The sequence below is a fragment of the Sphingomonas trueperi genome, from assembly GCF_040545965.1.
Lineage (GTDB): Bacteria > Pseudomonadota > Alphaproteobacteria > Sphingomonadales > Sphingomonadaceae > Sphingomonas > Sphingomonas trueperi_C.
The window spans coordinates 221,427-242,137 of sequence record NZ_JBEPMV010000004.1; the positions used below are offsets into that span (position 1 = coordinate 221,427).

Annotated in this window: 16 protein-coding genes and 2 pseudogenes; 4 read left to right on the forward strand and 14 right to left on the reverse strand. The window is 68.3% G+C overall.

What is annotated here, in order from left to right; genetic code table 11:
* Positions 1–8: 8 nt before the first annotated feature.
* Both kdpA and kdpF read right to left on the reverse strand, forming a co-directional pair.
* Positions 9–1,712, reverse strand: a complete 1,704-nt coding sequence (gene kdpA / locus ABIC35_RS12615; protein WP_121072295.1) for a potassium-transporting ATPase subunit KdpA — start codon at positions 1,710–1,712, stop codon at positions 9–11.
* Between the two features lie 10 nt (positions 1,713–1,722).
* Positions 1,723–1,812, reverse strand: coding sequence for a K(+)-transporting ATPase subunit F (kdpF, locus tag ABIC35_RS12620; RefSeq protein ID WP_121072296.1), 90 nt, complete (start codon positions 1,810–1,812; stop codon positions 1,723–1,725).
* A 253-nt stretch (positions 1,813–2,065) separates the two neighbouring features.
* On the opposite strand from kdpF, the gene ABIC35_RS12625 reads away from it, so the two are divergent.
* Both ABIC35_RS12625 and ABIC35_RS12630 read left to right on the forward strand, forming a co-directional pair.
* On the forward strand, positions 2,066–4,684 hold the full coding sequence (locus ABIC35_RS12625; RefSeq protein WP_121072298.1) for a DUF4118 domain-containing protein: 2,619 nt from the start codon (positions 2,066–2,068) through the stop codon (positions 4,682–4,684).
* A gap of 87 nt (positions 4,685–4,771) precedes the next feature.
* Positions 4,772–5,470 (forward strand): Crp/Fnr family transcriptional regulator, encoded by a 699-nt coding sequence (locus ABIC35_RS12630; RefSeq protein WP_183049260.1) that lies wholly within the window; start codon positions 4,772–4,774, stop codon positions 5,468–5,470.
* On the opposite strand, the gene ABIC35_RS12635 is transcribed toward ABIC35_RS12630, so the two are convergent.
* From ABIC35_RS12635 to ABIC35_RS12655, 6 genes and pseudogenes are all read right to left on the reverse strand, one after another.
* On the reverse strand, positions 5,460–7,034 hold the full coding sequence (locus ABIC35_RS12635; RefSeq protein WP_147425806.1) for a tetratricopeptide repeat-containing protein: 1,575 nt from the start codon (positions 7,032–7,034) through the stop codon (positions 5,460–5,462). The genes ABIC35_RS12630 and ABIC35_RS12635 overlap by 11 nt on opposite strands.
* A 55-nt stretch (positions 7,035–7,089) precedes the next feature.
* On the reverse strand, positions 7,090–7,710 hold the full coding sequence (locus ABIC35_RS12640; protein WP_147425807.1) for a nucleotide synthetase: 621 nt from the start codon (positions 7,708–7,710) through the stop codon (positions 7,090–7,092).
* Positions 7,707–9,293, reverse strand: a complete 1,587-nt coding sequence (locus ABIC35_RS12645) for a toll/interleukin-1 receptor domain-containing protein (protein ID WP_354278466.1) — start codon at positions 9,291–9,293, stop codon at positions 7,707–7,709. Before ABIC35_RS12645 ends, ABIC35_RS12640 begins: the two co-directional genes overlap by 4 nt.
* Before the next feature lie 246 nt (positions 9,294–9,539).
* Positions 9,540–9,827 (reverse strand): hypothetical protein, encoded by a 288-nt coding sequence (locus tag ABIC35_RS12650; RefSeq protein ID WP_147425809.1) that lies wholly within the window; start codon positions 9,825–9,827, stop codon positions 9,540–9,542.
* A 155-nt stretch (positions 9,828–9,982) separates the two neighbouring features.
* Positions 9,983–10,087, reverse strand: a pseudogene (locus tag ABIC35_RS21710) (PEPxxWA-CTERM sorting domain-containing protein); the annotation flags it as partial.
* A gap of 90 nt (positions 10,088–10,177) precedes the next feature.
* A pseudogene (locus ABIC35_RS12655) lies at positions 10,178–11,437 on the reverse strand (esterase-like activity of phytase family protein); the annotation flags it as partial.
* 127 nt (positions 11,438–11,564) lie between these two features.
* Here ABIC35_RS12655 and ABIC35_RS12660 point away from each other — a divergent pair.
* Together ABIC35_RS12660 and pdeM are read left to right on the forward strand one after the other, a co-directional pair.
* Positions 11,565–12,971: a M20/M25/M40 family metallo-hydrolase gene (locus ABIC35_RS12660; RefSeq protein ID WP_121072314.1), complete on the forward strand. Its 1,407-nt coding sequence runs from the start codon at positions 11,565–11,567 to the stop codon at positions 12,969–12,971.
* Positions 12,972–13,012: 41 nt separating this feature from the next.
* Positions 13,013–13,675: a ligase-associated DNA damage response endonuclease PdeM gene (pdeM, locus tag ABIC35_RS12665; RefSeq protein ID WP_121072316.1), complete on the forward strand. Its 663-nt coding sequence runs from the start codon at positions 13,013–13,015 to the stop codon at positions 13,673–13,675.
* Between the two features lie 24 nt (positions 13,676–13,699).
* Here pdeM and ABIC35_RS12670 read toward each other — a convergent pair whose 3' ends face one another.
* From ABIC35_RS12670 to ABIC35_RS12695, 6 genes are all read right to left on the reverse strand, one after another.
* Positions 13,700–15,556, reverse strand: coding sequence for a methyl-accepting chemotaxis protein (locus ABIC35_RS12670; protein ID WP_183049262.1), 1,857 nt, complete (start codon positions 15,554–15,556; stop codon positions 13,700–13,702).
* Between the two features lie 211 nt (positions 15,557–15,767).
* Positions 15,768–16,493 carry a head GIN domain-containing protein gene (locus tag ABIC35_RS12675; protein WP_121072318.1) on the reverse strand — a complete coding sequence of 242 codons (726 nt, stop codon included), beginning with the start codon at positions 16,491–16,493 and terminating at the stop codon, positions 15,768–15,770.
* A 114-nt stretch (positions 16,494–16,607) separates the two neighbouring features.
* Positions 16,608–17,141, reverse strand: coding sequence for a CarD family transcriptional regulator (locus ABIC35_RS12680; protein ID WP_066722729.1), 534 nt, complete (start codon positions 17,139–17,141; stop codon positions 16,608–16,610).
* 258 nt (positions 17,142–17,399) lie between these two features.
* Positions 17,400–17,738 carry a ferredoxin FdxA gene (gene fdxA / locus ABIC35_RS12685; RefSeq protein ID WP_066722732.1) on the reverse strand — a complete coding sequence of 113 codons (339 nt, stop codon included), beginning with the start codon at positions 17,736–17,738 and terminating at the stop codon, positions 17,400–17,402.
* Between the two features lie 67 nt (positions 17,739–17,805).
* Positions 17,806–18,117, reverse strand: a complete 312-nt coding sequence (locus tag ABIC35_RS12690) for an RNA-binding S4 domain-containing protein (protein WP_121072320.1) — start codon at positions 18,115–18,117, stop codon at positions 17,806–17,808.
* Complete coding sequence (locus tag ABIC35_RS12695) at positions 18,110–20,587, reverse strand: helicase-related protein (RefSeq protein ID WP_121078963.1); 2,478 nt, start codon at positions 20,585–20,587, stop codon at positions 18,110–18,112. The genes ABIC35_RS12690 and ABIC35_RS12695 overlap by 8 nt, the downstream gene beginning before the upstream one ends.
* Between the last annotated feature and the right edge of the window lie 124 nt (positions 20,588–20,711).

Sequence of the window (20,711 nt, forward strand, 5' to 3'; positions counted from 1 at the left end):
TCGTGTCCTCAGAAGAGCTGGCCGCGGAGCAGGGTGACGTGATCGGCGATCGGCCCCAGCGCCAGGCTCGGCAGGAAGGTGAGCCCGCCCAGGATCAGGATGATGCCGACGAGCAGCCCCACCCACAGCACGCCGGTGGTCGGGAAGGCGCCGACGCCGCCCGCCACCTGCTTCTTGGCGGCGAGGCTGCCGGCGATCGCCAGCACCGGCACGATCACGAAGAAGCGGCCGAGCCACATCGCGATGCCCAGCATGGCGTTGTAGAAGGGCGTGTTCGCCGAGAGGCCGGCAAAGGCCGAGCCGTTGTTGCCGGTCGCGGAGGTGAAGGCGTAGAGGATTTCCGAGAAGCCGTGCGGGCCGTTGTTGGCGATGCCTGCAAGGCCGGCCGGCAGCACCGAGGCCAGCGCAGCGCCGCCCAGGATGCACAGCGGCAGCACCGCGACGGCGAGCACCGCCAGCTTCACTTCGCGCGCCTCGATCTTCTTGCCGACATATTCGGGGGTGCGCCCCACCATAAGCCCGGCGACGAACACCGAGAGGATCGCGAACAGCAGGAAGCCGTAGATACCCGCGCCGACGCCGCCGACGACGATCTCGCCAAGCTGGATGTTGAACAGCGGGATCAGCCCGCCCAGCGCGGTGAAGCTGTCATGCATCGCATTGACCGCGCCGCACGAGGCTGCCGTCGTCACTACGGCGAACAGCGAACTGGCGACGATGCCGAAGCGGGTCTCCTTGCCCTCCATGTTCGCACCCGCGACATGGAGCGCGTGTAGCGCCGGGTTACCGGCGGACTCCGCCGCATAGGTCACCGCGACGCCGCCGAGGAACAGCACCGCCATCGCGGCGAGGATGGCCCAGCCCTGACGGGTGTCGCCCACCGCCTTGCCGAAGGTCCAGGTTAGCCCGACGCCGACGAGAAAGATCGACAGCATCTGCACCAGATTGGTTAGCGCGCTCGGGTTCTCGAAGGGATGCGCGGAGTTGGCGTTGAAGAAGCCGCCGCCGTTGGTGCCAAGCATCTTGATCGCTTCCTGGCTGGCGACGGGGCCCAGCACGATCGTCTGGCGCGCGCCTTCCAACGTGGTCGCATCGATGCTGCTGGCCAGCGTCTGCGGAACGCCGCTCGCCACCAGGAACAGCGCGTAGACGAGGCAGATCGGCAGCAGCAGGTATAGGACAATGCGGGTGAAATCGGCCCAGAAATTGCCGATGCCGCGCGCTTCCTTCCGCGCGAAACCGCGGAACAGCGCGAACGCGATGGCGATGCCAGTCGCGGCCGAAGTGAAGTTATGCAGCGTCAGCCCCAGCGCCTGCGACAGGTTGGAGAGGGTCGATTCGCCCGCATAGCCCTGCCAGTTGGTATTGGTGGCGAAGCTGATCGCGGTGTTGAACGCACCGTCCGCGCCCATGCCGGCAAGCCCGCGCGGGTTCCACGGCAGCACTGCCTGCAGGCGCAGCACCGCATAGGTGAGCAGCGCGAGCGCGAGGTTGAACAGGATCAGGTGCAGCGCATAGGCGCGCCAGCCCTGCTCGGCGTTCGGGTCGATGCCGCCGATGCGGTAGATGCCGCGCTCGACCGGGCCGAGCACGCGGTGGAGCGGGGTGCGGCGGCCTTCGTAGAGTGCGAAGAGCCACAGGCCCATCGGCTTGGCCGCGGCCGCCAGAATGGCGACGAACAGGGCGATGAAGCCCCAGCCTTGGAGTGTCATGCGGCCCTCGTCAGAAACGCTCGGGCCGCAGCAGCACCGCGACCAGGTAGAGGAGCAGCGCGACTGCGGTCGCGCCGGCGAGCATCAGGTGCAGGCCCATGCGCTCAGGCCTTCACGCACAGCTGGACGAAGGCCAGCGTCAGCAGGAAAAGCCCGCCGAGCGCGGCGAGCCAGAGAATGTCGGACATGGGGTTGGCCCTTGCTTCATGCCGCCGGGTGGCGGTGTGGCACGCGATCTAGGTCCGCCGGCCGTTAAGCTTCGACGGCGAATGCCGGGGCCGGGCATTAAGATTCCATATAGTCAGGCGTTGGGGCGTGGCGCAGCGCGGGCGGCCGCACTACCAAGTGCGGCGATGAACGACCGCCCCAATCCCGATGCGCTGCTGCGCGAAGCCCGGCGCGAGGCGCGCGGGCGGCTGAAGATCTTCCTCGGCGCGGCCCCCGGCGTGGGCAAGACCTTCGAGATGCTGCGCGAGGGCGCCGAGCGGCTGCGCGACGGGAAGGACGTGGTCATCGGCGTGGTCGAGACGCACGGCCGCGCCGAAACCGAGGCGCTGGTCGCGCCTTTCGAGGTGCTGCCCCGCAAGGCCGTCGAGCATCAGAGCCACCGGCTGGAGGAAATGGATCTCGACGCGATCCTCACCCGCCGCCCGGCGCTGGTGCTGGTCGACGAGCTCGCCCACACCAACGCCCCCGGCTGCCGGCACCCGAAGCGCTGGCAGGACGTGGAGGAGCTGCGCGATGCCGGCATCCATGTCTACACCACGCTCAACGTCCAGCATGTCGAAAGCCTCAACGACGTGGTGGCGAGCGTCACCCGGGTGCGGGTGCGCGAAACGGTGCCCGACGCGATCTTCGACGATGCCGAGATCGAACTGGTCGACCTGCCGCCCGACGAGCTGATCGACCGGCTGAAGGAGGGCAAGGTCTACGTCCCCGCCGAGGCCAGCCGCGCGCTCGCGCACTTCTTCTCCAAGGCGAACCTGTCGGCCCTGCGCGAAATGGCGCTGCGCCGCGCCGCGCTCAGCGTCGATCGGGCAATGCTCGACCATCTCGATGCGCTGGCGATGCCCGGCACTTTTGCCGCGGGTGAGCGCGTCTTGGTGGCAGTGAGCGAACTCCCCGGCGGGGACGGGCTGGTGCGGGCGGGCAAACGGCTTTCCGACGCGTTGAAAGCGCCCTGGCAGGTGGTGTTCATCGAGACCCCGCGCGCCGAACGTTTCCGCCCCGAGCAGCGCCACCGCGTTGCCGAGACGCTGCAACTGGCGAGCAGCCTGGGCGCCACGGTCGCCACCGTGCCCGCCGCCACCGTGATCGACGGGCTGCGCACCCACCTCTCCGGCATGCGCGCGACGCAGCTGGTGATCGGCCGCTCGCGCCGCAGCTGGTGGTTCGAGCTGCGCCACGGCTCGGTGGTGGAGTCGATGCTGCGCGCCAGCCAGGGCGTCGCGGTCCACGTCCTGCCCTCGACCGAGGAGCGGGTCCGCGAACGACGCGCCCCCGCCCTCCCCGCGCTCGGCCGCTGGCAGGAGCATCTGCTCGGCATGCTCGCCGTGGCGCTGACCGTGATCCTCGGCCGGCTGACGCTGCCGCTGATCGGCGCGGGCGGCACCGACCTCCTCTTTCTACTGCCGGTGATCCTGATCGCCTTCCGCTCGGGCTTCGGGCCGGGCGTGTCGACGGCAATGATCGGGGGCCTTGCCTATAACTTCTTCTTCCTGCCGCCGCTCTACACCTTCACCATCGGCGAGCCGCAGAGCGTGCTCACCTTCTTCGTGCTGACCGGCATCGCGCTGTTCACCGCCAACCTCACCGGGCGGCTGCGCACGCGGGCGACGCTGGGTACGCGCAGCGCGCAGGAAAATGCCGCCGTCGCCGCCTTCGGCCAGGCGCTCGCCCGCGCCTCCGACACCGAAACCACCAGCCGCGTGGTGTGCGAGGAAATCGCCCGGCTGCTCGACGTGTCGGTGCTGCTGCTGATCCGGCGCGACGGCGCGCTGACGCGGCTCGCCAGCTGCCCGGAAGATGCGCCGCCGATGGGCGCGGTGGACCATGCCGCCGCCGAATGGGCGTGGAGCAGCGGCGAGGCCGGCGGGGTCGGGACCGGCACGCTGATCGCGGCGGACTGGCAGTTCCACCCCTTGCGCACCAGCCTGGGCGTGCTCGCGGTGATCGGCCTCGCCGCCCCCGACGGCCGCGAGCCGATCACCGCCGATCGGGCGCTGCTGCTCTCCACGCTGCTCGGCCAGGCGGCGCTGGCGCACGAGCGGCTGCGGCTGGAGCAGGACGTGCGCGAAGTCTCGGTGCTGCGCGAGCGCGATCGGCTGCGCGCGGCGCTGCTCTCCTCGATCGGCCATGATTTGCGGACGCCGCTCACCTCGGTCGCGGCGGCGGTGGACGCGCTCGCCCATGCCCATCCCGACGAGCCCGCCACCGCCATCGCCCGCGCCGAAGTCGCCCGGCTGCGGCGCTTTCTCGACAATTTGATCGACATGGTGCGGATCGATGCCGGCGCGGTGGCGCTCAGCCTCGAGCCGATCGACCTCACCGATGCCGCCGCCGCCGCCGTTCACGACCTGCGCGACGTGCTGGCGGGTCGCGAACTGGTGCTGCGCGTGCCGCCCGACCTGCCGCTGGTCCGCGCCGATCCACGACTGCTCCACCATATCCTGCTCAACCTCCTCTCCAACGCCGCGGTGCATGGCGGCGACGGCCCGATCGAGATCCTCGGCGAGCGCCGCCTCGATGCGGTGCGGCTGGCGGTGCGCGACCATGGCCCGGGCCTGCCCCCTGGCGAGGAAGCGACGATCTTCGAGACCTTCGCGCGCGGCACCGGCAGCGATCGGGCGGGCGGCAGCGGGCTGGGGCTCGCCATCGCCAAGGGCTTTGCCGGTGCGATGTCCGCGCCGATTCGAGCGATGGACGCCGAAGGCGGCGGCGCGCTGTTCGCGGTCGATCTTCAGCCGGTGTGAATGGACCGCACGAATATAGGATAAAACATCCAAATCCGACCCCCTGCCTCCGGATCGGACTTGCCATGCCGCGCGCCAGCCAACATGGTGGCAACACAGTTTTACATCGAAACGCAGGGCGTGGGGGCAAGCGAGATCGACCTGGCGACGCGGTTCGCCCAACTCTTCGCGTGCAGCGAAGCGGTCGCGGCCGAACTGGCCGGGGCGGCGGTGCTCCGTCGCTGCCCGCAAGGTGCCACCGTCGTCCACCAGGGCGAGCGGCTGGCGCGGGTGCTGGTGCTGCTCGAAGGCCATGTCCGCGCCGCGATGGTGACGCTGGACGGCCGCGTGCTCCAGATCGCCGAGCACCATCCCGGCGACATCTTCGGCGGCGTCGATCCCGGCCGTGAGCAGGCGAGCGACTGCACCGCCACTATGGCGACCCAGATCGCCAGCTTCGCCACCACCGACTTCTACGCGTTCGCCGAACGCCATGCCTGTGTCGGGCTTGTCCTCGCGCGGACGATGGTGCGCCAGTTCGGCGCGCTCAGCCAGCTGGTTTCCGCGCGGCTGACGCTTTCCGCCAATGGCCGCGTTCATGCCGAACTGCTGCGCCTCGCCCGCGAGCAGGATGGTCGCTGGATTCGCCCATTGCCGGTACTGTCCGACCTGGCGCTGCGGGTACAGACGGCGCGCGAGACCGTGTCCCGCGCCGTCTCCGCGCTCGAGCGGCGCGGCATCGTCCAGCGGCACGAGGACGGGCTGGAGATCGTCGCCCCCGCCCGCCTCGAAGCGCTTATCGTCTGAACCGGGGCTTGAGCGCGTAGACCGTCGTCGGCGCCTGGCCGACCAGCGCCATCTCGCCGACCAGTTCGGCCCGCCCGGCATCGGCCTCGCACGCGGCGAGGCTGGCGGCGAAGGCTTCGCTGGCGAAGGTAGCGCCGGCGGTGGTCACCCCCAGCAGGCGTTCGGCGAGGTCGAAGGCGCCGCCCAGCAGCACCGGCGCACCGGTCACCGGATCGTCGATCGAGGTGGCGAGGCCGATGTGGAGCGCCTGGCGGAACGGCCCGCTCGCGCCCAGCGTCGCCGACAGCCGCACCGCCGCGGCATAGGCATGGCTGGTGCCCTCGAACGCGATCAGCAGCCGCCGCGAGGTCCAGCGGATGGCGAGCGTCGGGGTGGCGCACAGCGCCTGGCGCAGCGCCGGCAGACGCCCGGCGACATCGCGGTCGAGCGCGGCGAAGTCCTCGCCCTCGCCGCCGAGCAGGTCGACCGCGAGCACCGAGATCACCTGCGGCGCGGTGCGATCGGCGCCCTGCGGGCCCGAGGGCGCGCGCAGCGGCAGCAGGTGCTGGCGCCGCCCTGCCTTGCGCCACAGCCCGCCGGCATGCGCGCTCTGGCCGACCTCGTCGACCGAGGCGGGGCCGAGCAGCAGCTGCACCGCCTCGGACTGGAGCAGCCCGGCATGCATCGCCGCGCGCCCCATCGCGACGAGATCGGCGAGCCGGACCGAGGGCATGAACGCCCCCGGGCTCGCCTCGCCCATTTCCTGGACGCTGGCGGCCTCGGCCAGCGCCGCCTCGAAGCGCGTCACCCAGCTGTCGCCATGCGGGCGCACCGAGCGATCGACGAACGCGGCGACGTCGCCGGGCAGCACCACATGGAGCTCGGCGCCGCGCGCGATCAGCCGCTCGGCGATCAGCAGGTCGGCGCCGGCGGCGAGCGCGCCATAGCCGAAGCCCACCCGCTCCTGCGCCAGCAGCGCATCGATCGAATCGGAAAGCGCCGCCACGTCCTCGGGCAGGCGCATATGGCCGGCGAAATGGAGGCTGCGCGGCGGGCGATAGGCATCGAGCCATGCCGCCGGCGCGCCCTGCTCGGCGAGGATCACGCCGAACTGGCGCAGCGTCGAGGCATGGTCCTCCCAGGCGAGCGGCGCCGCGCCGATCGCGCGGGCGAGCGCGGTCTCGGCGGCATCGCGATCGCCGGCGAGCAGCAGCGCCTCGGCCTCGGTCGCGCCGAGCCAATAGGGAGTTTCGTCGGGAACGCCGGCCTGGAGCAGTTCCTGGACATCGGCGGCGAGCGCCCGGCTGCCCGCCATGTCCCCGGCGATCAGCGCGAGCGTCGCGGCGTTGATGAGGGGGTATGGGGCCGGTGCCAGCTGCGCCGCCGCGCTATAGGCGGCGGCGGCTTCGCGGGCATGCTGCCGCCGGGCCTCGCCGGCGAGCAGCAGCGCCTCGTCCTTGAGGAGCCTGCCGCGCAGGCTGAGCACGGCGGGATCGTCCGCGACGCGGTCATACCCCGCGTCGCGAAACATCCGCCAGGCGAGATCGAGCGCACCGGCACGCGCCTGGGCCGTTATCGCTAGCACACTCGACGTCATCCTACCCGGCATACTCCCCTAAAGCGTTGCAGTGAAACGCCGATTACTCGTCGCCATCGGGCTGCGGCGGCTGTGGCGGCTTCGGCGGATGGTTGCCGCCTTGATTCTCAATATCCGGGTCGATGATCGTCGGCATGCGCATATCTCCTTGCAAAAAGTCCACGTACAGATTGAGCCCTTCGCACGTCTTGCGGTCCTGCGGATTGGTGACGTACTCCACGAAAAATCCGACAGCAGAAATCCGGCCGTTGTTATCGAGCAGCGGGAAGGCACGGCGATACTTGCCGTCCGGATATTCGTGCTTCGTGCTGACATAGAGGCTATTCGGCGTATATTCCCAGAAATCGCCGATCAGCTTGAAGATGACGCAGCAAGGCTCGCGGACGACGATATCGAGCGGCGTTGGTGGGGGAGTGGTCGGGCCGACGAGGATAGGCGTGATGTTCGGCGGCGCGGCCACGAAGTCGCGGACGATCTTGGTAAAGTCATCCGTCGCGGTCACTTGCTTTCCGTTACCAAAGCGATCGACATCCTCATACCCTTCGATATGAAAATTCAAATCACTCAGTGGGTAACCGCCCTTGCTGCTAGCAAATATCTGATACCGCTTGACCAGTTTTATGTACGATGGCGGAAGTATCGATAGCGGATATTGACCATTCATTCACTTTTCCCCTCGATTCGGCTTAACTCAGCCTTCATCTCCCCCAACCTAGCCGCGAGTTCTTGATTTTCTGTATCCGCCTCCGTCATCGTACGGAGGTCCGCAATTGCTGCGCGCATCCGCCGCACTGCCCCCGCAGAGTCGCCATGGCGGTATTCTCCCGAAGCGAGAGCGCGTTCTGCCCAGATCAACACACGCCGATTGAGCGCGTTGCGTGGATCCTGCGCCAACAATCGCTTGAGCAACGCGACCTGCTGCCGACGCAGCTCGAGTGCCGCATCGGGCTTACCCGCGTCTATCTGAGCATCTGCTAACCATCCCTGTCGGTTGGCGACATCCCTCCACCTCTGTTCCGAATTTGGTTCACGCCGCGCAATCGCCTCGGTGATGTGGAGAGCCTCGCTGCAGAGTATTACTGCCCGGTCCGCCACGTGCTGCTTCATTCGAAGTGCACATAAATTGCCAGTGGCATAGGAAATTTCTTCCGAGCTGCGCGGATCGACAGGATTGATTGCCATCAATCGGTGCGCAAGCGTAGCGTAAGCTTCTAAATGTGGCTCGGCAGCCGCCAATTCCCCAGCCTTGAAGTGCAGCAGGCCAAGATAGAACTCGCTCTGCGCATGCGCGAACACGATATCGTACTGATTCGGCTGGCGGTCGATCAGCGCATGGGTGATGCGGTTGGCCTGGAGGAAGGCGGCGCGGGCGCGGGGGGTTTCCTTGGCCTCCATCGCATCCTCGCCCATCGTCATGATCGCGCGGGCGCGGCGGGCGAGGACGTCGGGGGGCAGCGTCGCCAGATCCTGCTCGCCATAATAGCGCAGCGCACGCGCATTGGCTTCCCGAAGCACGTCGAGCCGGCCGACCTCTTTCAGCCGGCCCCGCAGGTCGGTCAGCATGAATTCCACCAGCCCCTCCGCCTGGGCACGCCGAGCCTCCGCCTCCCCGCGGGCCCGCACGGCCAGGATCGTCAATCCGGCCATGGCTAGCAGCAAAAGAATCGCGAGCGCCGTGACGGCCGTCACGCGCCGCACCCGCGCCTGCGCGTCGCGCTGCACCAGCGCGTCGAGCGGCACCCCCACCGCGCCGGCGACCAGCTTGAGCAATGCCAGCCGCCTGCCGTCCTTGCCCTCGCGGAAATCGGCGGCGAGCGGCTCGGTCTCCGCGCCGGCGGCGGTGCGCCGCAGCGGCAGCGGCAGCGCCTCGGCCGGCTCGCCGGCGAACAGCGCGGCGAGCACCGGGCGATCGGGATGGAGTTCGCGGAACAGCGCGATCTCGCGCGCCACCCATTGCGAGGCCGCACCCGCGGGCGTGCAGACGACGATCAGGCAAGCGGAGTCGGCGAGCGCCGCGCGCACCTCGGTGCTGAGGTCGCTGGCGGCGGAAAGTTCGTCGAGATCGCGGAAGATCCGCCCCAGTCGCCGCGGCACCGGCCCGAACGCCGCCTCGCGCCCGACCAGCTTGGCGGGAATGCGATAGCGCTCCAGTGCGCGGTGCAGCCAGCGCGCGCGGGCGCGATCGGCATGGTTGTAGCTGATGAACGCGCCGTACCGCGCGCTCGCGCCCGATTCTGTGATTGTCACGCGGTCCCTTCCCCGGCCGCGACTATCTCAGAGCGCCGGGAGACCGGCAACCCCTCCGCCAATCCGTCGGAGCGACTTGGGCTACGAGCCGACCAAGCGCGGCCGATCGCCAGAAAGGAGACGATACGGCCGCGCGTCACTGGCGCCAGCGCTAGCGGCGGGATCGCTTCCGCCGACAGCCCTTTGAAGCCGCCGCACGGGAAAAGCTGCAATCAAACGCAGCACAACCCGTCCGCCAGGGGATGCTTACTTCGGCTGCGTCGGCTCTACAGGCTCATCGTGCTGATTTTCCGCATCGGGCAAATAGTCCGACAGATCCAAATCAAGCAGAGAGTTCGATCCATCCGGCAGTACCTTCGGCGGAACATGGCCACCCTGGTTCTCCACGTCGGGCAGGAACTTCGATGCCCCGATACCAAGCAGTGCGAGCTTCGTGCCGCCTTCTGCACGCAGGTGCTGCGCATCAGTGCTGGCGAGGGCCGGCGTGCTGAGCGCGGCCGCGGCGAGCGCCATCGTTACGACAAGCTTCCGCATCGTAATCCCTTTCGTGACGTCCGGATGGACGCCGAACGTGCTACGCGCGTCGAAAATCCATCACAAGCGCGCAAAACAAAGGCTTGTTGCGCAAACGTTATTTTTATGCGCGCCAGCCGATGCGGGGCCCGCCCGAGCCCCGCACCCACTCCGTCTCAGGCCAGCGCGACCTTGCCGCGACGCCGCAGCATGCCGCCGATCATCCCCAGCCCGGCGATCAGCATCGCCCACACGCCCGGCTCCGGCACCGCCGCCACCGACTGGGCGACGTATCCCGGCAGGTCCTTGTCCTGGAAGCCGAACACATAGAACTGGTTGGCGCCCGCCACGCCCGGCACGAAGTCGTTGTCGTTGGCGAGGTACAGCGTGTGATAGGTCCCGCCGTTATACGCCACGTCCTGCCCGAAGCTGACGCCTTCGATCTTGGCGGGCACGTTGGCGCCGGTGACGCCGTGCTTGGCCAATTCGGCAACCAGGTCGAGGAACGGCGTGGAGGACTTGGCCACCGCCTTTTCCAGCGCCGCCTTGCCGCTGAGGTTGGTGATGTCGGTCGCGCCGGCCAGGTCGACCAGGAACAGCTGCTTCACCTTGGCGGTGGAGCCGTCGCCCAGGCCCTTGCCGTCGCGCTCGTCGACCAGGAACTGGTGGTCGTTCAGCGCCACGATCTCGCTCACGCCCGAACCGTTGGTGAGCTTGTAGCCATATTCGTGGGTCGTGCCCGTCGCGATGTCGATGGTGACGATGCGCACCAGCTTGCCCGCCTTGTCAGCATCCTGCTCGAGTGCCGCCTGCATGATGCCGACCAGCGTCTTGCCGTCGGGGGTGATCGCCAGGCCTTCCATGCCCTTGTTGGCGACGCGGCCGAATGTGTTGCCGGTGATCTCGGTATCACCGTGGGGAGAGAGGTTGGCGGCGTCGAGGTTGGTCGGCAGCGTGAAGGTCTTGACCAGCGCGCCGGTCGCGCGGTCGAACTGGCGGACATAGGGGCCGTATTCGTCCGAGATGAACACGCTCTTGCCGTCGTTCGAGACGCGGATCGCCTCGGGATCGAAGCGGGCGTTGGCGGGGTTGGCCGAGGTGCCGGCGCCGTAATTGTCCGAGCGGCCGCTGAAATAATAATGTCCCGCGCTGTTCACCACCGGCGCGCCCGAGCCGAGCGGAGTACCGTCTGCCTTGGTGCCGAGCCCGGCGCCGGTGCCGTAGTTGAGCGCGGTGCGGCTGTAGAGCAGCGTCGTCTTCTGCAGCTGCGGCGTCAGCGTGAAGGGCAGCGCGCCGCCGACCGAGGCGGTGAGCGTCATGTTCAGCGTCTGGAAGCGGCTGATGTACGAGGTCGTGTCGTCGACCAGGCTGTTATAGGCCGTGGCGTTGGGCCCGCGATCGGGCACCGCCAGGAAGGTGTTGCCGCCGGCATAGCTGAGGCCCGAGCCGATACCGCCCAGGATGTTGGCGGACAGGCCGTTCTCCAGCGTGTAGCCGAGGCCCGACAGATCCTTGCCGGTGCCGGCGGCGCTGCCGGTCAGCTGGCCTTGCGCCAGCAGCACCAGCTGGGCGTTGGCCGGCGCGATGACGGCGCAGGAAAGCGCCAGTGCGATACCCGTTTTGCGAAGCATGTTGTTCCCCCTGAACGCGCCCTCACCGGCGCCAAGGTCTTGTTAACCATGCCGCATGACGCTTCCGAGACAGGCTGTCCCTCCGCCGGGGTTGCGGGCGGGCGCGGCGAGGCATAGCTGGGCGTCCATGACCGACTCCGTCCTTGCGATCGCCGATGCGCAGCTCGATTCCAGCGTCGAGCGCCTCGCCGCGCTGATGCGCGTGCCCTCCATCTCCACCGATCCGGCCTATGCCGCCGACTGCCGCCGCGCCGCCGAACAGCTCGCCGCCGAACTGGCGGACCTTGGCTTCGACGCGCGCGTCGCGGATACGCCGGGGCATCCGATGGTCGTCGCGCACCATGACGGCGACGGGCCGCACGTGCTGTTCTACGGCCATTACGACGTCCAGCCGGTCGACCCGATCGAACTCTGGACGCGCGACCCGTTCGATCCGTGGATCGACACCCGCGCGGACGGCTCCAAGACGATCGTCGGCCGCGGCGCCTCGGACGACAAGGGCCAGCTGCGCACCTTCGTCGAGGCGTGCCGCGCGTGGAAGGAGGCCGAGGGCCGCCTGCCCTGCCGCGTCACCATCCTGTTCGAGGGCGAGGAAGAATCGGGCTCGACCAGCCTGGAGCCTTTCCTCCACGCCCATGCCGAGGAGCTGAAGGCCGATTTCGCGCTGATCTGCGACACGCTGATGTGGGACCGCGATACCCCCGGCATCACCATCGGCCTGCGCGGCATGGCGGCGGGGCAGGTGACGGTGCGCGGGCCCTCGCGCGACCTCCACTCGGGCCTGTACGGCGGCGCGGCGCGCAACCCGCTCCAGCTGCTCGCCGGCATTCTCGGCGAGATGAAGGATGCGGAGGGCCGGGTGACGCTCGACGGCTTCTATGACGGCGTGCCGGACACCGATCCGACCGTGCTGGAGAGCTGGAACAAGCTCGGCTTCGATGCCGGCGAGTTTCTCGGCGAGATCGGCCTGCGCGTGCCGGCGGGCGAAGCGGGCAAGACCGTGCTCGAGCAGGTCTGGTCGCGCCCGACCGCCGAGATCAACGGCATGTGGGGCGGCTATACCGGCGAGGGCTTCAAGACGGTGATCCCCGCCGAAGCGCACGCCAAGGTGAGCTTCCGGCTGGTCGGCACCCAGGATCCGGACCAGGTGTGGGAAGCCTTCCAGACCCATGTCCGCACCCGCCTGCCCGAGGATTGCTCGGCCGAGTTTGTCACCCGTGGCCCCGGCAGCTTCGCGATCAGCCTAGCGAGCGACAGCGGTCCGCTCGCGGCGACGCAGGGCGCGCTCGATGCCGAATGGGGCAAGTCCGCGCTGCTCGGCTGCGGCGGCTCGATCCCGGTGGTCAACTCGATCCGCTCGATCCTCGGCATGGACAGCGTGATGGTCGGCTTCGCGCTGCCCGATGACAATATCCACTCGCCCAACGAGAAGTACGAGCTGAAGAGCTTCCACAAGGGCATCCGCTCCTGGGTGCGCATCCTGGGGGCCCTGGGCGAGACGGCCGCAGCCGAGCGCGCGACGGTCGCCGCCTGACAGGCATTGACGCCGGCGAACGGAAGCGGGATAGCAGACCCATGGTTCCCCTTTCGTTCGCCGGCCATGACTTTCGCGCGCTGCCTGAAGGCGCGCTCTACTGGCCGGCACGGCGGGCGCTGCTCGTCGCCGACCTGCATTTCGAAAAGGCGAGCTGGTTCGCGCTCGACGGCCAGATGCTGCCGCCCTATGACACGCTGGCGACGCTGGCGGCGCTAACTGCGCTGGTAGAGCGGGTCGCGCCGATCGAGCTCTGGTGCCTGGGCGACAGCTTCCACGATGTCGAGGGCTGCGAGCGGCTGCCCGCGCAGGCCCGCGCGATGCTGGCGGCGCTGACCGGCGGCCTCGCCTGGCACTGGATCACCGGCAACCATGATTCGGTGCTGGTCGATCATTGCGGCGGGGTGGTGCACGAGGAAGCCGAGGTCGACGGCCTGGTGCTGCGCCACGAAGCCGAAGCCGGCGAGCCGCGGCCGGAACTGTCGGGCCACTTCCACCCCAAGCTGCGGCTGACCGTGCGCGGCCGCCATGTCGCCCGACGCTGCTTCGTGGCAACCGGCACCAAGCTGATCCTCCCGGCCTTCGGCGCGCTGACCGGCGGGCTGGATGCAGGCCACCCGGAGATCGTCCGCGCCGTGGGCCCCGGCGCCGAGGCGCTGGTGGCGACGGAGCGCAAGCTGCTGCGGTTCCCGCTGGCAGCCTGAGCCCCGTCCCTTGCTAGCGGGCGGTCAGAAGCTCGCCCATTCCGACGCATCGACCGTGCTGCCGCGCACTTCGGCGACCGACTTGGCGCGCGGTGCCGCGGCTACAACCTCGCGGCGTGCGGGCATGGCGGGCGTTGCTGCGCGCTGGCCGCCGGTGTTGAAGCGCAAGGCCTGTGCCTTGAGCGCGCCGACCTCCGAATTGAGGTTGCGGGCGGCGGCGGAGGTCTGCTCCACCATCGCAGCGTTCTGCTGGGTCATCTGGTCGATGCTGCCGATGGCGGTGGCAACCTGAGTGACGGTCGACGCTTGCGCCTGGTTGTCGGTGGCCATTGTCTCGAGCAGCCCGTGCACTTCGTTTACGTCGCCGACGATGGCCCCAAGGGCCTGGTCGACGCGCCGGACCATTTCCGCCGCCGCGGTCACATCGGCCTGGGTGGCGGTGAGCTGATCGCGGGCGCGGCCGGCTTCCTCCTCCGCCCGCATCGCCAGCGCCGAGACGAGATCCGCGACGACTGCGAAGCCGCGGCCCGCCTCGCCTGCCCGCCCCGCCTCGACGGCCGCGTTCATCGCGAGAACACGAGTCTGGAAAGCGATCTTGTCGAGCCCTTCGATCACATTGTCGATGCCCTTGGCGCTTTCCGAAACCCGCGTCATCGCCTGCATCGCCTCGTCTGCGACACTGCGGCCTGAATCGACCACGCCGATGGCACCGTTCGCCCGCTCCACCGTCTGCACGGCGGCAGTCGCGGTGTTCTTGATGCGCTGGTTCATCTCGGTGATCGCAGCCGAAGTCTCTTCGAGGCTGGCGGCCGCACCCTCGGTGCGACGCGCGAGATCCTCGCTCGCCTGGGCGATCTCGGCCGAGCCGGTGGAGATCGTCTCGGCGCTTTCCATCACCGACGCGATCAGGTCGCGCAGTGCGGCGATGGCGGCGTTGAAATTGTCGCGGACGACCGCGTATTCGGGCGCAAATTGCGTGTCGATGGAGGCGGTGAGATCGCCCTCCGCCAGGCGCTTGAGGCGCTCCTCGAGCGTCTCGACGACGAGCTGCTGCGCGGCATCATTGGCCGCCTTCGCCTTGGCGCTCGCGGCCTGCTCGATCGCCGCCTGCTTGAACACCAGCACCGACTTGGCCATTGCGCCGACCTCGTCGCCGCGACCCGCGCCGGGCACGTCGATCGTGTGATTGCCGCCGGCTAGTGCCAGCATCGCATCCTGCAGTCGCGCCAGCGGATTCACGATTTGCGCCTTCGACGTCCAGACGGCGATCCCCATCGTGACAACGATGGTTGCCATCGCAGACAGCAGCAACATGGTGCGCAGCGAAGAGGAAGAGTCGCTCAGGCCGCTAGAAATCTTCTGCGCATCCGCAACCCGGCGATCGTTGATCGCCATGAACGCGCTCATGATCTGTGCCGCCACCGCGTCTGCGCTGGCGAGCTCGCGTCGCGCGCCGGCGTCGTCGTTCCGGAGACCCAGCGCGATGGCCTTCTGGACCTGCGCGTGCAGTTCATCCAGCCGCGCACGCATGGGCGTCAGCGCGGCAGCCTGACCCGATTCCTTCTTCAGTACGTCGTCGAGGAAGGTCGAGGCCTTAGTGTAGGACGCCTTCTCATCGTCGGCCGCAGCGCGTGCAGCGGCAGATCCGCCCTCATAGGACATGGTCTTGTAGCCATCGTACACCATCGCGGTCGCGAAGCGCGAGGCGCGGACGAGCTTGACCGTATCGGGAAGCTGGTTGTCGACGATGTCGCTGTAGCTGCTGTCAGCGGTCATCAAGTTGCGGCCGCCGATCCAGGCGACGCCCAGAGTTACCGCGGACAAAGCTGCCAGGAGCAGCAGGATCTTGAGCTGAATCTTCAAATTCGAAAAGGCAATCACGGCGAAACCCCAGCGCAGAGCGAATGCTCATGTCCATCCATCCCCCGCCAGCTTTATAGAACCGGCATGTAGAGGAAGCGGGGTATTTCCGTGGAATTACACTAATTTGCGTAAGTCTCCTGCACTCTTACCAGACTGCACGGGCGAACAAAGGCACAGCCCGCAGCCAGACCAAGGCAGGCGCAATGTGCCTCCTTGGTCCGTGGTCCTTCTACGAGCACTTTACCTCGCCCGATCCGATCTTGCTCACCTCGCATTTCGCGCCGCCACGCAGCTCGACATCGCCCGAGCCGAGGATCGAGACCGAAGCCGGACCGCCCACATTGGCGCGCACGCTGCCGGAGCCGGCAATCGAGATATCAGCGCTCTTGGCGGTGAACTGCTGACCCTTCAGGTCCCCCGCGCCGGCGACGGAGAGATCCATCTTCTCCGCGCGTCCCGCCAGCGTGATGTTCCCCGACCCCGCGATCGACAGCGAGGCTTCCTCGGCCGCCATTGCGGCGATGCTGAGGTCGCCCGATCCGGCGACCACGCCGTCGAACTTGCCCTCGGCGCGGTCCACCTGCATCGTCCCGGACCCCGCCACCGTCGCATCGCGCAGCTGTGGCATGACGATGTGGATCTTGGCCGCGCCGCCCTTGTCCCACATCACGCCGGCCTTGGTCTTGCGGCCTACGTTGAGCGTCTTGCCGTCGAGGCGGATGTCGAGCTGGTCGAGCACGGCAGGATCGCCTTCCGCCGTCACCGAGAAGCTCGGCCCGGTACGAACGTCGACGTCATCCGAGCCCTTCAGCGCCACGCCGGTGAAGCCGGTCGCGGCAAAGTTGCGGCTGGTGCCCGTGCCGCTTGCCTCGACCTTGGTGCCTTTGCTCTCGCTCCAGCTGGTGTGACAGGCGCTGACGAGGGGCAGCAGGGCAAGGACGAGCAACGGACGCATGTGGAACCTCCCGGATCGTGTGTTGCCAATACAATACACAATCCGATCGTAACGAAAAGGGGGCGCGAGCTTGCGGCTCCGCCCCCTTTTGATCCGACCCTTCGGGTCCGCGCCTTAGGCGGGAACCTTGTCCTTGTTGTGGATCGCTGCGGCCTTGCGCAGGATGTCCAGGATCTTTTCCAGCGCCGCCGGCTCGTCGATCTCTTCCATCGCCGCCAGTTCGCGGGCGAGGCGGCTAGCCGCGCCTTCGAAGATCTGGCGCTCGGAATAGCTCTGCTCGGGCTGGTCGTCGGCACGGAACAGGTCGCGGACCACTTCGGCGATCGACACGAGGTCGCCCGAGTTGATCTTGGCTTCATATTCCTGGGCGCGGCGCGACCACATGGTACGCTTGACCTTGGGCTTACCCTTCAGCGTATCGAGCGCTTCGCGAAGCGTCTTGTCGCTGGAAAGCTTGCGCATGCCCACGCTCTCGGCCTTGTTGGTCGGCACGCGGAGCGTCATCTTCTCTTTTTCGAAACGCAGGACGTAAAGCTCGAGCTGCATGCCTGCAATTTCCTGCTTCTGCAGCTCGATCACACGGCCCACGCCGTGCTTGGGGTAAACGACATAATCGCCGACATCGAAGGACAGCGCCTTGGCAGCCATGGTGCGAGGAACCTTTCGTGAATTACCGGCCCCGGTTGGATTGCGGATCCCGCCCAAGCGCGCAGGGCGCGGCGGACGAGGGAACACGGGGCATACGCTAGCGTCTCCGGGCGAAGGCGAGTCCTTGCCTTCGTCGGGCGCTATTTAACACGCTCGTAATAAAATTACCAGTGAAAGGTCACGCGAAAGGCGCATAAAGCCATGGCGGCTGCACCATTTCGGGGCCATCGCGGGCGGGGCGGATGCCGCCCCGGCGCGTCAGTCGCCCGAGCCGGGGTTGGGCGAGAAATATTTGTCGAACTTGTCGGTCTCGGCCTTCATCGCATCGGCATCGGCAGGCGCTTCACCCTTGGTGGTGATGTTGGGCCACTGCTCCGAATAGGTGCGGTTGAGCTCCAGCCACTTTTCCAGGCCGTTCTCGGTATCGGGCAGGATCGCCTCGGCCGGGCATTCCGGCTCGCACACGCCGCAATCGATGCATTCGCTGGGGTTGATGACGAGCATGTTCTCGCCCTCGTAGAAACAGTCGACCGGACAGACCTCGACACAGTCCATGTACTTGCACCGGATGCACGCGTCGGTGACGACATAGGTCATGGGAGAAACGGTCCTTGGTTGCGAACGATCAATGCGGGGGCCCTGCTATGCGCGCTAGGCGCGCACGTCAATCATGGGACGGGGGCTGAACGTCCCGATCGGTAACGAGATCCTCGTAGCACAACCGCGCCTCGCCGGGCGGACCGCGCCGGATCGGCAGCGCCTCGACACGCAGCACCCGCACCTTGCCCTGAATCGGGAAGGCGAGAATCGACCCTACCCGCACCGAGGCGGCGGAGCGCTCCACCCGGCGGCCGTCGATCCGCAGCAGGCCCTTCTCGCACAAGGCCTGCGCCGCGCTGCGCGTCTTCACGATCCGCGCATACCAGAGAAAGCGATCGAGCCGCATCGCAGGCCCATGCCCCGAAGCCTCAGCCATTGCGGAGCGCCGCCAGCGCCGCGAAGGCATTGCCCGGCACCGCCACCGGCTTGGGCTTGGCGAGCGGGGTGAGGCCCTGCCAGATCCAGCGCTGCGGCGCATCGCCGTCGCCCCGCGCGGTGCGGAAGCCGAGCTGTGCCATCAGCCGCGCGATCGTCTCCGGCTTGAGGCCAATCGAAGTGGCTAGCGCGGGATCGGGCGCGAAGGGTTTGCGGCCCTGGCGCGCCTCATGCGCCGCGCGCGCGATCCGCTCGACCAGGTCGACGCGGACGGCCTGTGCGCCGAACGGACGGAAGCCATGGACAAGGTCGGCGCCCTTGGCATCGCGAGCCAGCACCACGGCAGCATCCGGCGGTCCCTGCTCCAGCCCCATCAGCGCGCGGCGCCGGGCGGCGGCACGCGGCTTGAGCAGCGATGGCGCAAACACATCGAGCGTGCCGATCGTCATGCCGATCTTGCGCAGCCGGTGGCGAGCGGGGCCATCCAGTGCTTCCAGCATCGAACCCGCGGCACGCCGCGGCAGCAGCCCGCCCTGCTCGAGCAGCGCATTGGCCAGCGCGCGCAAGGGGGCGCCCGCGGCTTCCTCGCGGGTGATCGCGTCGAGCTTGGCGAGCACCGGCAGATCGGCCGCGACCCGCTCGGCGAACCAGCGCTCCAGCCGCGCCTGCACCGCGCTCTTTGCCTGCGGATCGAGCACATCGAGCGCGCGATCGAGCTGCACGCGCGGGCGCACCAAATTCGCGCCGGGCTTGAGCAGCGCGACATCGTGCCCGCGCCAGTGGATTGCGGTGCCGACCTGCGCCAGTTCGGCATCGGGCGCATCCGCCAGTGCCGAACCGCGCCGACGATATTCCCCCGCCAACCGTTTTTCGGCGGCGGCGAGCAGCATGCGCTTGTCGCCCGCGCGCGCCTCGGCGGCGACGGTGAAGCGGAAGCCCTGCAGCGTGCCAAGCGGATGCTCCTCGACGCTCACTTCGCCCTCCGGCCCGATCGTCACCGGCAGGTTGGAGGCATCGGCGCCGATCTGGCGGAGCAGCACCGTGGTGCGCTTGTCGACGAAGCGCTGGGTGAGGCTGGCGTGGAGCGCGTCGGACAGCTTCTCCTCGATCGCGCGCGTCCGCTCGGCCCAATGCGCCGGCTGCTCCAGCCAATCGGCACGATGGGCGATATAGGCCCAGCTGCGCGCCGCGGCGATGCGCCCGGCCAGCGTCTCGACATCGCCGCCCATATTGTCGAGCCGCTGGATCTCGTCGGCGAACCATTGGTGCGGCACATGCCCGCGCCCCTCGGACAGATGTCCGAACAGCCGCCCGACAAAGCGCGCATGCGGATCAACGCCGAGCTTGCGAAAATCGGGCAGCCCGCACGCCGCCCAGAGCCGCGCGACCATCCGCGGGTGGCGCACCCGATCGCGGACCCAGCTTTCCTCGGCCAGCCGCTTGAGCACGGCCAAGTCGGTCGCCTGGGGGGCCGCCCGCAGCACCTCAGCCTCGGGCTTGCGCTCGAGGCTGCCGATCAGCGCGTCGATGCTGTCGAAATCGGGCTCGCCCTCGCGCCAATAGAGATGCTCGAGTCTGGGCACCTGGTGCCCCTCGATCGCCAGCACCTCCTCGGGCGTGAACGCACTGGGCCCTTCCGCGTGGAGCGCGCCGAAGGTGCCGTCCTTCTGGTGGCGACCGGCGCGGCCGGCGATCTGCGCCATCTCGGCGATGGTCAGCCGCCGCTGGCGCCGCCCGTCAAACTTGTGGAGCGAGGCGAAGGCGACATGGTGGACGTCCATGTTGAGCCCCATGCCGATCGCATCGGTGGCGACGAGATAGTCCACCTCGCCCGCCTGGAACATCGCGACTTGCGCGTTGCGGGTGCGCGGGGACAGCGCCCCCATCACCACCGCCGCACCGCCGCGCAGCCGCCGCAGCGCCTCGGCCACGGCATAGACTTCCTCGGCCGAGAAGGCGACGATCGCCGAGCGGCGCGGCAGGCGGGAGAGCTTCTTGGCCCCGGCATAGCTGAGCGTGGAGAAGCGCGGGCGGCCGACGATCTCGGCCTCGGGCACCAGGGCCTTGAGCATCGGACGCAGGCTGTCCGAGCCGAGGATCATCGTCTCCTCGCGGCCGCGGGCGCGCAGCAGGCGATCGGTGAAGACGTGTCCGCGCTCCGGATCGGCGCCGAGCTGCGCCTCGTCGAGCGCCACGAACGCGGTTTCGCGCTCCAGCGGCATGCTTTCGGCCGTGCAGCAGAACCAGCGTGCCTTGGGCGGCAGGATCTTCTCCTCGCCGGTGATCAGCGCGACTTCGGTCGGTCCCTTCATCCGGACGACGCGGTCATACACCTCGCGCGCCAGCAGCCGCAGCGGGAAGCCGATCATGCCGCTGGCATGGCCGCACATCCGCTCGACGGCGAGGTGAGTCTTGCCGGTGTTGGTGGGCCCCAGCACTGCCGTGACGGGCGAACGGGAGAACTGGCTCATGTCGACATCCAAGATCGGCGTGCGCGCGGCATTAGGCAACTCCTTGCCGCCGCTTTTCCACGACTTCGTGACGGTTGCGCCCGAATCGGCCATTTCATCGCAGCCGCTGCACGGGTGAGCGCGT